Source organism: Paenibacillus rhizovicinus (assembly GCF_010365285.1).
In the GTDB taxonomy this organism is placed as follows: Bacteria; Bacillota; Bacilli; order Paenibacillales; family Paenibacillaceae; genus Paenibacillus_Z; species Paenibacillus_Z rhizovicinus.
Genome location: NZ_CP048286.1, coordinates 1,892,100 through 1,906,155 on the forward strand (window position 1 = coordinate 1,892,100; position 14,056 = coordinate 1,906,155).

Below are 14,056 nucleotides of genomic sequence, written 5' to 3' on the forward strand. Positions count from 1 at the left end.
GGCATTTGTTCTGCACTATTCCCACATTCGTTCCGAAGTCGTTCCGCGATTATTCCGCATTCGTACAGCCCCTGCCCTACACCACCCGAAACAACGGCTTCTCCGACACCGTATGAACCTGCAGATCCGGATAGCGCTCTTGCAAATTCCGGGCTAGCAAGTTCATTCCGGGCACTTCGCTCTCGGCATGACCGATCACGATCAGCGCCTTTTTCCGTCCCTGTCGGACGGCATCGCGGACATACTCCGGAGACTCCCATTCCGGGCCCTCTCCATATACGACCAGATCAAGCGCCTCCTGCTCCATGAGCGGGATGACGCTGCCTCCGCCTCCGCGGTAACCGACGAGAACTCCGGCTCGGGCACAGATTTGGTCCGGGTCCCCCATTATTCTGACATACGGAATACCGAGGCGCTCTTTGATGTCAACGGCTATGTCTCGCAAGGCCGATCCTGGCAGCTGAACAACGGCAGCCTCGGGGCGGTGTTTAATGACAGCATCCTCCCAGCCGAACGCTTGAACCAGCCCCTGCGTAATCCAATCCGGCTTGTAACGATGGATGTAATCATGCCAGCGGAAGATCGCGATTCCCGATTCCCGAATCAGTCGTTTCTTCGCGGCATATACAGGGTCGTCTGCATGCACGCCCTCTTGATCCTGATGAGAGAAGAAAGGCCCCTCATGCGAAATAATCAAGTTTGCGCCAAGCGCGACCGCTTGTTCTATGACATACTGGGTGGGCATAAAAGCCGTCACCACGCCCGTTACTTCGGTGTTCAAGTCGCCGAATAGCAGCCGGTCTACCGTATGCTCCAGTTGGCCGACCGGACGCATCAGCTCTTCCATCATCGCTTGAATCGTTATTTTCATAAACGGACTCCTTGACCACGTTTTGTAGGATGGAATTTGGATTGGAATTGGAATTGGGGCTAGTAACCCCCTCAATCGATAAAGCTCTTCAAAGACGGAGGTCGCCGGAACTTCGTGGCCTGCTCGAACGCATAAGCAAGACGGATTAACGTCGGTTCCTCATAGGCTCTTCCCGTAAAACAAACGCCGAACGGAGGGCCAGCCTTCGTATAACCCGCCGGCACGCCGACGGACGGGTAACCCGCGCGCGCCGCCAGCCGCGAACCGAAATCCGCCGGGAACAATAGCGCGTCCAGCCGATGCTCCTTCATCGTCGCGTCGATGCCTTCCTCTTTGCATAAGCGAATATCGGACTCGCGGTCGCGCAAATATCGAACGTCGGTTAACGTGCCCGACGAATGGCATTCCGCATTGATCAGCGTTTTTTGCCCGTATTGCAGCGTTTCCGCCTGATGCTCGTTATTGAAAGCGATGATTTCCTTCAGCGTGCGCATCGGAGCGCCGGGACCGAGCTTCGCGAGATAGGCGTTTAAGGAAGCTTTGAATTCATTCAGCAGCACGGTCGAATAGACGATGCTTCTGGCCGTGGCAATGTTCGCCGGATCGACGATCGTCGCTCCCATTTCCTTCATGATCCCGACCGCCCGATCGAAAATCGCAAGCTGTTCCTCGGTCAGCTCTTCGAAATAATAGTCGCGCGGAATGCCGATTCTGGCGCCGGCCAGCCCCTCTTTATCGAGAAAAGCGGTATAGTCCGCCGGCTGTCTGCCGATGCCGCCGCCCATCGCCGCGTCGCGGTCGTCGTAACCCGCCATCGCTTGCAGCATCAGGACCGCGTCCGTTACCGTTCTCGCCATCGGCCCCGGGGTGTCCTGCGAGTTGGATAGCGGAAGAATGCCTGTCCGGCTGAGCAGGCCGACCGTCGGCTTGATGCCGACGACCGAGCACAGGTTGCTAGGATTCAGAATCGAGCCCGACGTCTCTGTCCCCACTGCAGCCGCGCAGAAGTTCGCCGAGACCGAGACGCCCGACCCCGCGCTCGAACCGCCGGTCGGCGTCGATATGTTATACGGATTCATCACTTGGCCGCCGCGAGAGCTGTAGCCGGAAGGCATGCCTTCCGTCATCATGTTGGCGAATTCCGTCATGTTCGCTTTGCCCAGGATAACGGCTCCTGCCGCCCTCAGCTGCTTCACGATAAAAGCATCCTCAGGCGCATAGCTGTCGGCAAGCGCGAGCGAGCCGGCGCTCGTCGGCATTTTGTCGCCGGTGTCGACATTATCTTTGAGCAGGATCGGAATGCCGTGCAGAGGACCTCTCGGCCCGCTTGTTTCACGCTCGCGATCCATGGCATCCGCAATGAACAGCGCATCGGGATTGATGGCCAGCACGGAATTGAGCAATAATCCGCTTTTGTCATGATCCGCGATTCTGTTCATATAGCCCAGAACCAATTGCCTGGAAGTCAGCTCGCCTGATGCGAATGCCGCTTGCATGTCCGCGATTGTCGCTTCTTCGATTTCAAATGCCACGCCCGTCACCCTTTCCAACCTATATCGTCCGAACGGGCGCGCCGTCCAGATAAGCTGCAATATCCTCTACGATGTCTCTATAGAAGGCTTCGTAACCTGCCTGCGATACATAGCCGATATGAGGCGTCGTCAGCAGATTCGGAAGCGAACGGTACGGGTCGTCCTTCGGCAGCGGCTCCACCTCGAACACATCTACTGCGGCGCCGGCGATCCAGCCGTTCCGCAAAGCTTCGGCAAGCGCAGCTTGATCCACGATCGGAGCGCGGGAGGTGTTGACCAGATACGCCGACGGACGCATGCGCCTCAGATCCTCGGCATTGATCAGCCCTCTTGTCCGGTCGCTCAATACCAGATGAATGGATACAAAGTCACTGTTCTCCAGAAGCTCCTCCTTGGAAGCCGCTAATCTCACGCCTGCCTCGTCGGCCCGGGCTTGCGACAAATTCTGGCTCCACGCCATGACGTCCATCCCGAATGCCTGACCGAATTTGGCAATCTGGCTGCCCAGTTTGCCAAGGCCAAGAACGCCCAGCGTCTTGCCGTACAAATCCGCTCCGATCGTGCTTTGCCACTGACCGCCGCGGATGGCATTATGCTCCTTCACGATGTTGCGGGCGAGCCCCAGCATCAGCGCCCATGCGAGCTCGGCGGTCGCGTTGCCTGCTCCTCCCGTGCCGCATACCGTAATGCCTTTCGCGGCTGCCGCCGCGAGATCGATCGACGCATTGCGCATGCCTGTCGTAACCAGCAGCTTCAATCTGGGAAGACGGTCAAGAAGCTCGGCTCGGAAAGGCGTCCGTTCGCGCATGATGACGACAATCTCGCAATCGCCGATCTGTTCGACCAGCTCGTCGATTTGAGCGATATGCTCATGGATGCATTTGACCTCCACCTTGTCCATAATCGGCGACCAGTCCGCCATGGTAAGCGCCACCTGCTGGTAATCGTCCAATATCGCGGAACGAAGCTTCGTCATGAAATTTGCCTCCTTCGGGCAGCGCGTACGCTGTCTTTTTCCCTATCATACCATGCGCCGGCGTTCGCTTCGTATAGTCATTATTTCGCGGATGTCGAAAGGTGTTGACTTTCCTGCTAGGGTAAGGTTTATGGTTAGAGCAAGTGATTCCGGCCGGAGTGCTTAGGAAAGGATGTCCCGCAATGAAAATCGGCGAATTCGCAGAACGCAATCAAGTTACCGCCAAAATGCTTCGGCATTACGATGAGATCGGGCTGCTGAAACCTTCGACAATCGATCCGCACACGCAGTATCGATCCTATGAGCCGGAGCAAGCTCAAGCTTTGAATTGGATCATCATCCTCAAGAATCTCGGATTTTCCCTGAGCGAAATCAAGGAAGTGCTGAGCGGGCCGATCGAAACGGAAACGATCATTCGCCGGCTCGTACGCAAGCGCATTGAAATCGCCTCTGCTTTGAATGAACAGATCCAGAAGAAAATCGCCATCGATCGGCTCATCGCTATTTTGGAGAAGGAAGGGTTTCGAATGGAGAATCACATTCATTTGATAAACATTGATCAAGCAAGCGTGCATGAGATCAAGAAGAACATTCCCAATATGGAAATGTTTCTGGAAGCTGCGACGAGCATCACGGATGCATGCGACGAGAACGACAGCACCGCCGTTTTGCGATTGGACCTCTGCCACTTCAAACAGATCAACGATGAGTTGGGCTTCGATGTCGGCGATCAAGTCATCGTCGCTTGTTACCGAATCATTGAAGCCGCGAGCCGCTCCGGCTTCGGACAAGCTGCAATCGGCCGTGCCTACGGCGATGAATTCGTCGTATTTGCCAGAGCCGGATACGGGGAGCTCCAACAAACCGCGCAAGCAATCATCGATGCAATGGCCAGCCATGATTATTCAAGCCTTGGCTGCAACCGGGCAATCGGATGCTACATCGGCGGCATGACCGGCCGGCCCAAGACGATCGCGGATATCCGGAACATGATCGATGACTCGAGCGAAGTCGTCGAGCGCGCAAGACGCACCGGACCGAACTCGATCGCTATCGAAGCGTTCCGCATTTAAGCTCGTTGACCCATATAAGCGTAAGCCCCTTCCGCAAGCCTGCCGAAGGGGCTCTTCTTGTCCAATCTATCGAGCGGGAAATGATTGAAAAATGCTAAAAATCGTAGATATGTTCCATTTGCTGGCGCGGACATCAATGTTATTCTGCAAGTGTTCCCTCCTGCACCGGCTGCGATTTCCAAACCACCCGACGAATGAGGGCATGAAATCGTAACCGGGAGGAGGCGAGCACAACGTTTGGCAAGCGTTATCGCTTTACCTGCATGGCCTAATCGCATCATGATCACAGCTTTGTCTGATCCGCTGCACAGGACAAAGGAGGACGGGAAATGAAGAAGGTTTCGATCAAGAAACTGCTGGGCACCGCACTGGCGCTCGCTTTGCTGCTCGCTGTCACGTCCATGCCCGAATCGGTAACGGCCAGTCCGAATCTAGTCGGCAATCCCGGTTTTGAAACCGGCGCCGTATCGCCTTGGACGGGCGCGGGCACCTACTCGGTCGTCAGCACGAACGCTTCTACGGGGACGCGCAGCGCCAGAGTCGAAGGAGCAGGCGGCAACAGCGCCTTCAATCAGACCATTACGGGTTTGAGTCCGAACACCGCTTACTTGTTAAGCGGATGGTTCAAGGCGGCCAGCGGCAACGTATCGATCGGCGTCAAAAACTACGGCGGCACTCAAATCGCTTACTCCACCGCAAGCACCAGCTACAAACAACAAACCATCGCCTTTACGACCGGAGCCAGCAACACGTCCGCTCAAATTTTCTTATGGAAGGGCGATGCGGGCTATGGATACGGGGACGACTTCTCGCTCACGCTTGCGAGCTCGCCCGTGCCGACAGGCATTCCTGGCAGCTGGAATTTAGCTTTCAACGACGAGTTCAACGGCACCAGCCTGGATACGAGCGTGTGGAACTCGAATTGGTTCGGAGCAGCGGGAGCCGTCTCTCCGCCGGTCAACGCCTATGAAACGGCTGCATACGATCCGGCACAGGTCAGCGTCGGCGGCGGCTCGCTCTCGCTCGCGACCGTCTCCAAACCGGTTACGGTCAATGGCACGGCCTACCCGTATCGTTCCGGGCTAATCAATAGCAACGGGCATAAACAATTCACCTACGGTGCCTTCGAAGCCAGGATTTACTTGCCTGCTTCCGGCGCGGGCGTCATCGCCAACTGGCCTGCATTCTGGACGGACGGACAGAACTGGCCAACCGACGGCGAAATGGACATTATGGAAGGGATAAGCGGTCAAGCGCAATACCACTTCCACTCGCCTTCGGGCGGACCCGGCGGTTCCGCCTCCGGCGACTTTACGGGCTGGCATACCTACGGCGCGGATTGGGAGTCCGGCAGCGTGAACTATTACTACGACGGGGCTTTGGTCGGAACGATCTCTTCCGGCATTACGAGCTCGCCGATGTATCTGATTTTGGATTACGCGATCGGCATGTACGGCGGACCGACGTTGGTTCCGGCTACGATGAAAGTGGATTATGTTCGGGTCTGGCAGCATTAGCCTGACCTGCTAGCCGAATTTGCAAGCCAGACCTGCTAGCCAGACCTACAAGCCGAACCTGCAATTCCGAATAACACAAAAGCCCGGCATATGCCGGGCCTTCCGCTTCCTTCAATCGCTTACGACTCGCTTATTTTCTGCCGCTTTCATCGCTCTTCAGCCGCCGCAATCAATCGATCCACTTGGCGAAGCGCTCGGTGATCCGGATCCCATTATGCCAATCTTCGCCGCTTTCCATGCTCCAGCATGCCTCCAGCACGCCCCGGGCTACGCCCCACATGCCGATTCGGCGCGGATCCAGACCCAAGCGCTCGGTCATGATCGCAATACGCCGCTCGAGTACTTCTTCGCAAGTGCCGCCTCGATCTTCATAGTTGAGCATGTATTGAATCGTGTCGAAATGAATGTCGCCGATGATGCCTTTCGGGTCAATAACCGCCCAATCCTCATCCCCTTGGCGCAGGATATTGTAATGATGCAGGTCGCCGTGCAGCAGCACGTTGTGCTCCGTGGAGGCGATCAGATACGCCAGGCACTCCTCCGCGTTCTCCACCCAACTCTCCGGAAGCGGCGCTTGCGCCTCTTGGACGCTGTATCGTTCCCGATAGCGTTCGATGGCCGCGAAATGCTCCTTGATCGACGGGAGCTTCATATCCTTGAATTCGCTCTCCGCAGTATCATGGAGCCGGCGAAACACGCTGCAGAAGATCTCCGTCGCCAGCGTGTCATCCTCGATATCCGCCAACTGCGTGCCCGGTTCGGCGCTTTGCATAACAGCGGCGCCGAGCTCCTCGTCGGCATCGATGACCGCTACTGCTCCGCGTCCGGCATAGGCCCGCAGAACATTCATCTCTTTGGTCAGCTCCTCCTTATTCATGGAGCATTTCAGCACGACCGGGCTCCCGTCGGCCTGTCTCGCTCGGAGGACATAATTCCAGCTCAGGTCGGAAAACGGCGCTTCAATGACAAGGCCGAAACGGCTTGCGCAGCTGTCCGTCAGCCGAGGCAAACCCGCCGTCCACGACACGCCTTCCTCGCCGCGAAGTTCGCGCATTCTTGCTATAAACGGGCTAGGGACCATAGCCATCTCTGCACAGCCTCCTCGTTTTCCTTAAGATGTCCTTACCATATCAAACCTTCGATCCCCCCACAACATCAATATAGACAGCCGCTCTACTGGACGGAGAATATGCCTGTTTGGTACTTCTTCGTAAATACCATCCCCGCATCCGTCCATAGCGCGGCATCGATGCTGTCATGGACCAATCGTACGTTTCGGCCTGCCGCATCGATCTTGTACAAGCCCAGGTCGTAGCCATCGGACAGATAATACACGCCGGTCGTGCCGAGATAATACGAACGAACGGGGCGATCGCTGAGCTTGACCGCCGCCGCCTTCGCGAGATCGTAACGATACACGGTCCCTTGCATGATATTGTCTCCGGAATTCGCGTTAACGGTGTAATAAATGCCGTTCTTATCGAATCGGATATTCGTCGCTTTCTGCGCGATCAGGGTCTTGGTGCCGCTGCCGTCCAGACCGGCGGTTTGTACATAGCCCGTAACGGAGTCGAGATAATAAACGCGATTGTTCACCAGCCAGAAATCGTATGCGGCCGTCGTCAGCTTGACCTGCGTTCCTTTAGCCAAATCGAGTTTATATACGGCGCTTACGTCTTTGGGATCGCTGTCCTTGTAGCCTAACGTATACAGGTAACCATCTTGGATATACATCTTCTCGCTCGCTCCGAAACCGAGGCCGGCATCGGATAACGACCGAGTAATGCCGTACGAGAATCCCTCTTCCCCGAACGCCTCGGATTTGCCCGTCTTCAGATCGGTCCGGCTTAAATTATCGGCGAAGCCGCCTAGCGGAGAGAAATCGGTATTGTAGAGATACTGGCCCGATTTCGCATAGCCGATGAAGCTCCTCCCGTCGGCGACTTTCAGCGCCGCGGCGCCTTGAACCGCCTTGTACAACGTTTCGCTCCCCATCGTGAGGTCGCCGCTATGCAAATTGAGATATAAATCGTTATCGATCTTGCGAATATCGGATACCCATCCGTTCTCCGGCTTCCATTCGTCGATGGAGGTGACCTTCTTGACTGTTCGGCTGTCGAGATCAAGGGCATCCAACTCGGTTTTGTCGTTGACTACGGAAATATAATAAAGCTTGTGATCGATGACCTTCGCGGCATCGAATCTGGGATTTCCCTGCAGCTTGACCTGCGTCTCCTGCTGCCCGTCCGTCTTACGGAACAGAGACTGTATCTCGCTGTTTCCTTTAAAGCTGCGTTTAAAATAATAGACGGCGCTGCCGTACTTAGTCAGCGGGTACACGACGTTCTCGTACTCGACCCTCGTGCGCTTGTCCGTCAGTTCTGCTTTGACCTTGTCCTTGACGGCCAGCGTTTCGGCACTCTGCAAATCTACGTTTTCATCCCCGATCAGGATGAGGCCGTCGAGCCAATCGATTTTTTTGTCCAGCGCTTCGGAAGCGCTTCTTAACGGGAGTACGATGCTCCCGTTGATTTTTTGCGGAGCGACATCCATCGTCTGAGGCTTGTTATTGATCAGCATCGTCTTGCTGTCGACCGTCAGCTTGACCGTCTTGTGCAGATTGGTGTTATAGAGAAGCACGTCATTCGGCGCTTGAGACTGCCAGACTGCATCCCAATTGCCATGATATTGTCCGGCTCGCGTTGCCAGAGTCGCCATCATGCGAATCGGGACGAAGAGATGACCGTCATGCTGCACCAAGTCGAAACCTTCGCTGAAGTCGCCCTTCTCGCCGTTGGTAAACATCTTATTCTGACCGTAGGCCGCGATGACCATCTGATCGAAAACCTCGTTTAACGACTTCTTCTTCCCGATATCGGCTGCATGCGCGGAAATCGTTCCGCTGACGCACAAGGCGCAAGCGAGCATAAGCCCTGCTGTTTTCCTCATAAAACTTTCCCCTTTTCGCCCAATTATTGGAACCGCATTACTCATAACGCCTAGACGTAACCTTGCCCGGAATTGTTTCAAAGCCGCCGTCGCATGGAACCGATCTATTTTTGTTATTGACATGGGAGTCATTAGTGGATAATATTTCAATTATTTAATTGATAATGATTTTCAATATCAATTAAGTGGCGGGCTCGTCCAGCTGCTGTGGTCCGGGCGACTTTACTACACCTGCACCTATTGCCCGCGACCGCGCCTTACTCCACCCGCACCTATCGCTCGCACCGACAGCCCAAACCTAACGAATCCAATAATCGCTATTAGCCCCAAAATCGGCGTTTTGAAATTGTAACGAATCCCAGACACGCTATTTGTTGCAAAAGCCCGCTTTTCCGCTTATTTTCACCCATATTTGTCCACATAGCGCCGCTGGGATTCGTTAGCTCGCTGGAGGTGCCGTTTTTGGGGCAATAAGCATCCTACGATTCGTCTAGCGCTGCCGAGACCACGCCCAGATGGGAATGCAAAAGCATTGCGGCAGCCAGCGCGCCAGCAAGCCCTATTTCCCGGATCAGACCAAACAGCCCCTCTAGATGCATGCCGCACCTAGAGGGGCTGTTTCGATGTTGCGTCAACCTGCCTATGCTGCCTATCCTGAAGCTTGCTCATACTTCGTAACCACTGGCTGCTAACGCTGCGGAACCGCAACGGTTTCCGCGCGCTTCTCGTTCGGCAGCGTCAACGAGACCGTTCCGTCCTTCAGGACCACGCCGCCTGAATCGTTCACGTACGCGGTTTGCACCAGTTTCCCGTCCGTTCCTACGCGGCCGCTGCTAACCCAGCTGGCGGGACCCGCAAATCCGTTATCATAATACAGGAAGGCCTTGTCGATATTCGGCATCGTCCCCGTGGATGCTTCAAGCTTGTTCGTCAACAGATGTCCGACGGCGTCTCCCAGGTTCGGATTGATGCGGGCCTGCCAGAGGACCACGAGGAAATCGTCCTTGTATTCGTAGTACGTCGCGATTTGGCTGTCCTTGATCGCGAAGAAACGGAGCGCCTCCCCTTCGGGAAACAGGAACTCGTCGTCATTCATCTCCGTCCGATACGTCTTCTGCATGGGCGATTGCTCGTAATGGATGTTCCCGCTCCTCACGGCGTCAATGGCGATCTTCCGAGCCGCCGCCAGGTCGCCCGTATAAAGCGCAGTCCGCACCTTCTCACCAAGCGGCGATTGAATGGCAACCGTATGGCCGTCCCATGCGACGTTGTAGCCATACTGTTCCGATACGAACCGCAGCGGTACATAGATGCGGTTATGGACGGACTTGACCGATACGTCCAGCTTTACCGTTTCCTTGTCGGTTCCGTAGCTCTCTTGCCGCTCGACCACGGCAACCTGCCGGCCCAACGTCAGCGTGATCGTCTGCGTCCATTTATGCACGCTGGCCGTTCGGGTCGTCTGATTCCAGTCCACGGCGGCGCCCAGCGCTTCCGAAACGGCGCGAAGCGGAACGAGCACGCGGCCTTTATCGTAAATCGGGGAACTGTCCGTTGCGATCGGCTTATCCATCAGCGTGATGCCGATGTTTTCGGCTGCGGAGACCGTCGAACCGAAGGTTATCGTCCCAATCGCTAGCATCGCAAATAAAACCTTTTTCAACATCTTCACTCCCCGTCATTCGTCTGCTTTCGTTCGTCACCTTGTCATAGACGCATCAGGTTGGTTTATGTTGCACTTGGACTTCAGACCTTGCAAGACGAAACCCGAGATCATCGATACGAAACGCAGGATGACTGCGTCGACGGCATGTCGCTCCGCAGCCTCTAGCCTCTTCTGCCCAGCTGCCGCCGCGGAATACGCGATAAGAGCCGTACACGTCCGCATCGTATTGGTCCCATCACCACTCCCACACATTGCCCAACATATCATGAAGTCCCCAGGCATTCGGCCGCTTCTTCCCAACTTCCTGTATCCTGCTCCCGGAGTTGCCGCGGTACCAAGCGATATCGTCCAGCTCACCGTACCGGTAGCCGCTCGTTCCCGCTTTGCACGCATGCTGACATTCCGCTTCCGTAGGCAAGCGATAGCCGTTCGCTCCCCAGTCGCAGACGATACTCGCGCCCCATCATCGCCACCCGCTTCACGGCCGCTTCAGCAATAGCTCCTTCAGCTCGAGCAAGTCATTGATCGTGACATCCGCTTGCCGAAGCTCGTCCTCCTGCGCGAAGTCGAAGCGGCAGCCGATCGCCAGGAGCCCATTCTTCTTCGCGGCATTGATATCCGTCAGACGGTCGCCGACGACCGCGGCATGTTCAATATTATATTTTCGTAAAATAACGCTCACGAGATCCGCCTTATCCAGCGAATCGATTTGCTGGATGCTGAACGTTTCCGTGACCCAGGCGTCCAGTTTGTAGTGGCTGACGATGGCTTGCAGATACTCGATTGCCCCGTTGCTTGCGATATAAATAGAGCAGCCCGCCTGCTTCAAATACTCGAAGAGCTCATAGACATGCGGATATAACGCGCCTTTGCCGTTGTGGATCGTGGCGATCAGATGCTTTTGAAAAAAGTCGTTCGCCGTTTCTCTGACCGCATCCGAATGGTCCGGCATCAGCGTCTCCCATACGACGGGCAGCGTTGCCCCCATGATCTCGCGATACTTCTCGATCGGCGTTCCCTTCGTCCATTCATCCCGTGACCTCAAATAGTCGAATGCAGCTTCCAGCGATATTTCCAGTATCTTGTCCGTCTGAAACAGCGTGCCGTCCATATCGAATATTAGCGAAATTGCCAACGTCGGTCTCTCCCTTATCCGTTAATAGATCTATTGTACATGCGCTTCAAAATATTACCACCCCGGCTTCGAAAATGTCTTCTCCATACCCCATTGACAATGTTTGGGGGAGGATGATAAAGTGGCACATATACTTTGATGAACGGAAAGGAGGGTTACGGACATGACGAACCGGACGAATGCAAATGTCTTTGGCGATGTTGGTTTTGCAAGCCATCGAAATGGACGTAACCCTCGCGCGAACAAACGTTAAACAAGCGGAGAATGGCAGATTCTCGCTTGTCGGACGCAAGTAGGCGCATGGTTGCGGAAACGTAATCGTGCGCCTTTTTATTTGCACCCGGCCGCCCGGCAGCGCTCAAGCTGCGAGCGCGGGATGCAATTGGGAAGAGGCGTATCGCTTACGGCGGTAGGCCTCTTTTTATGTTCCTCAGAAGCTGGAAAGGTTGTTGATCAACGTGTTTGAAGTCTTACGGAAATTAAGCTGGTTTTTCAAAATGCACTGGAAACGGTACACGATCGCGATCGTGCTGCTCGCGATTTGCGGCATCATGGAGGTCATCCCTCCCAAGCTGATCGGCTATGCCGTCGATACCATCGGGCAAGGCAACATGACTTCCGCCAAGCTGACGGAGCTGCTGGTCTTCTGGGGCAGTCTCACAATCGTCGTCTATCTCATTACCTGCGTCTGGTGGTCGATGCTGTTCGGCTCTTCCTTCATGCTGGAACGCACGCTCCGCTCGCGCATTATGCGGCATCTGCTGAAGATGACGCCGACGTTCTACGAACGCAACCGCACCGGCGACCTGATGGCCCGGGCGACGAACGATATCGGCGCGGTATCGAACACGGCGGGCTTCGGCATTCTGACGCTGATCGATTCCACCCTGTTCATGTCGACGATTCTCGTCGTGATGGCAGGCTTCATCAGCTGGAAGCTGACGCTGGCATCCATGCTGCCGCTGCCGATCCTTGCGCTCGTCATGCAGCATTTCGGCAAGAAAATCCACGAACGGTTCACGGTACAGCAGGATGCCTTCGGCAAGTTGAACGACCAGGTGCTGGAGTCCGTTGCCGGCGTCCGCGTCATTCGGGCGTTCGTGCAAGAGGAAGCTGACCGCAAGCGCTTCAGCGACATGACCGACGAGGTGTACCGCAGAAACATCGAGGTTACCAAGATCGACGCGCTGTTCGAGCCCGCGCTCAAAATCCTGGTCGGCATCAGTTACCTGATCGGACTATGCTATGGCGGATTGCTCGTCTTCCGCGGCGAAATCTCCCTTGGCGAGATGGTCTCGTTCAACATGTTCCTCGGGATGCTGATCTGGCCGATGTTCGCGATCGGCGAGCTGATCAACATTATGCAGCGCGGCAACGCGTCCCTGGACCGTATCAATGAAACGCTGGGCGTAAAGCCGAACGTGAAGGATGCCGAGTCTCCCGTAACGGTGGTCAACCCGGAATCGATTACGTCCGAAGGGCTCACATTCCGTTATCCGTCCTCATCGATCGACAATCTCGTCGATATCTCCTTCAAGCTGCAGCGCGGCCAGACGCTGGGCATCGTCGGAAGAACCGGCAGCGGCAAGACGACGCTGCTTCGGCAGCTGCTCCGCGAATATCCGATGGGTGCAGGCAGCCTGCAAGCCAGCGGCGTCCCGCTTACGGATATTGAGCTGGACCAAGTCCGCAGCTGGATCGGCTACGTGCCGCAGCAGCCGATTCTGTTCAGCAAGACGATTCGCGAGAACATCGCTTACGGCGTTTCGGGCAATGCGATGGATGAAGAGTTACTGAATAAGGCGCTGGAGCTGGCCGCCTTCCGGAAGGACGTCACGTTCTTGCCGGACGGATTGGAAACGCTCGTCGGCGAGAAAGGCGTCGCGCTCTCCGGCGGACAGAAGCAGCGGGTCAGCATCGCAAGAGCCGTTATCGCGAACCCGGACATCTTAATGCTGGACGACGCGCTGTCAGCGGTGGACGCCAAGACGGAAACGGAAATCCTCGACGGGATACGCCGGGAACGGGCGGGCAAAACGACGCTCATCACGACGCACCGCCTGTCCGCCGTGCAGCATGCCGATTGGATTATCGTGCTGGACGAAGGACGCATCGCGGAAGAAGGCACGCACGAGGAGCTGTTGCTGAACAACGGCTGGTATCGAGAGCAATACGACCGCCAGCAGCTTGCTTCCGAAGTGGAAGCCTAGCCGAAAGAGTGACGGTGATTAGCACGATTGAGAGAACATTGATAGAGGGATCCAGGATACAGCAATGATAAAGGGATTCATGATAAAGGGACTCATGACAAAGAGATTCATAAAAAAGGGATCAAAG

General features: G+C 55.7%; 10 protein-coding genes and 1 pseudogene. 3 read left to right on the forward strand and 8 right to left on the reverse strand.

Annotated features, from left to right (window positions below; all coding sequences use genetic code 11):
- Positions 1-76 precede the first annotated feature (76 nt).
- The 3 genes from GZH47_RS08715 to GZH47_RS08725 form a co-directional block, all read right to left on the reverse strand.
- Positions 77-871, reverse strand: coding sequence for a Nif3-like dinuclear metal center hexameric protein (locus tag GZH47_RS08715; protein WP_162639735.1), 795 nt, complete (start codon positions 869-871; stop codon positions 77-79).
- A 71-nt stretch (positions 872-942) separates the two neighbouring features.
- On the reverse strand, positions 943-2,403 hold the full coding sequence (locus tag GZH47_RS08720; RefSeq protein ID WP_162639736.1) for an amidase family protein: 1,461 nt from the start codon (positions 2,401-2,403) through the stop codon (positions 943-945).
- A gap of 19 nt (positions 2,404-2,422) precedes the next feature.
- Entirely contained in the window at positions 2,423-3,379 is a 957-nt protein-coding gene (locus GZH47_RS08725; RefSeq protein ID WP_162639737.1) for a D-2-hydroxyacid dehydrogenase family protein, read from the reverse strand.
- A 182-nt stretch (positions 3,380-3,561) separates the two neighbouring features.
- Between GZH47_RS08725 and GZH47_RS08730 the strand changes: the two genes are divergently transcribed.
- Both GZH47_RS08730 and GZH47_RS08735 read left to right on the forward strand, forming a co-directional pair.
- Complete coding sequence (locus GZH47_RS08730) at positions 3,562-4,452, forward strand: diguanylate cyclase domain-containing protein (RefSeq protein WP_162639738.1); 891 nt, start codon at positions 3,562-3,564, stop codon at positions 4,450-4,452.
- 329 nt (positions 4,453-4,781) lie between these two features.
- Positions 4,782-5,969: a carbohydrate binding domain-containing protein gene (locus GZH47_RS08735; protein ID WP_162639739.1), complete on the forward strand. Its 1,188-nt coding sequence runs from the start codon at positions 4,782-4,784 to the stop codon at positions 5,967-5,969.
- 169 nt (positions 5,970-6,138) lie between these two features.
- Here GZH47_RS08735 and GZH47_RS08740 read toward each other — a convergent pair whose 3' ends face one another.
- From GZH47_RS08740 to GZH47_RS08760, 5 genes and pseudogenes are all read right to left on the reverse strand, one after another.
- A complete protein-coding gene (locus GZH47_RS08740; RefSeq protein WP_162639740.1) occupies positions 6,139-7,056 on the reverse strand; it encodes an aminoglycoside phosphotransferase family protein in 918 nt (305 codons plus the stop codon).
- Positions 7,057-7,142: 86 nt separating this feature from the next.
- A complete protein-coding gene (locus GZH47_RS08745; RefSeq protein WP_162639741.1) occupies positions 7,143-8,918 on the reverse strand; it encodes a stalk domain-containing protein in 1,776 nt (591 codons plus the stop codon).
- A 688-nt stretch (positions 8,919-9,606) separates the two neighbouring features.
- Positions 9,607-10,584: a stalk domain-containing protein gene (locus GZH47_RS08750; RefSeq protein WP_162639742.1), complete on the reverse strand. Its 978-nt coding sequence runs from the start codon at positions 10,582-10,584 to the stop codon at positions 9,607-9,609.
- Between the two features lie 52 nt (positions 10,585-10,636).
- Positions 10,637-11,044, reverse strand: a pseudogene (locus tag GZH47_RS08755) (formylglycine-generating enzyme family protein); the annotation flags it as partial.
- Between the two features lie 18 nt (positions 11,045-11,062).
- The gene (locus GZH47_RS08760) at positions 11,063-11,719 is read right to left on the reverse strand and encodes an HAD hydrolase-like protein (RefSeq protein WP_162639743.1); all 657 of its coding nucleotides are present in this window, start codon (positions 11,717-11,719) and stop codon (positions 11,063-11,065) included.
- A 458-nt stretch (positions 11,720-12,177) separates the two neighbouring features.
- Between GZH47_RS08760 and GZH47_RS08765 the strand changes: the two genes are divergently transcribed.
- Positions 12,178-13,929, forward strand: a complete 1,752-nt coding sequence (locus GZH47_RS08765; protein ID WP_162639744.1) for an ABC transporter ATP-binding protein — start codon at positions 12,178-12,180, stop codon at positions 13,927-13,929.
- Positions 13,930-14,056 lie beyond the last annotated feature (127 nt).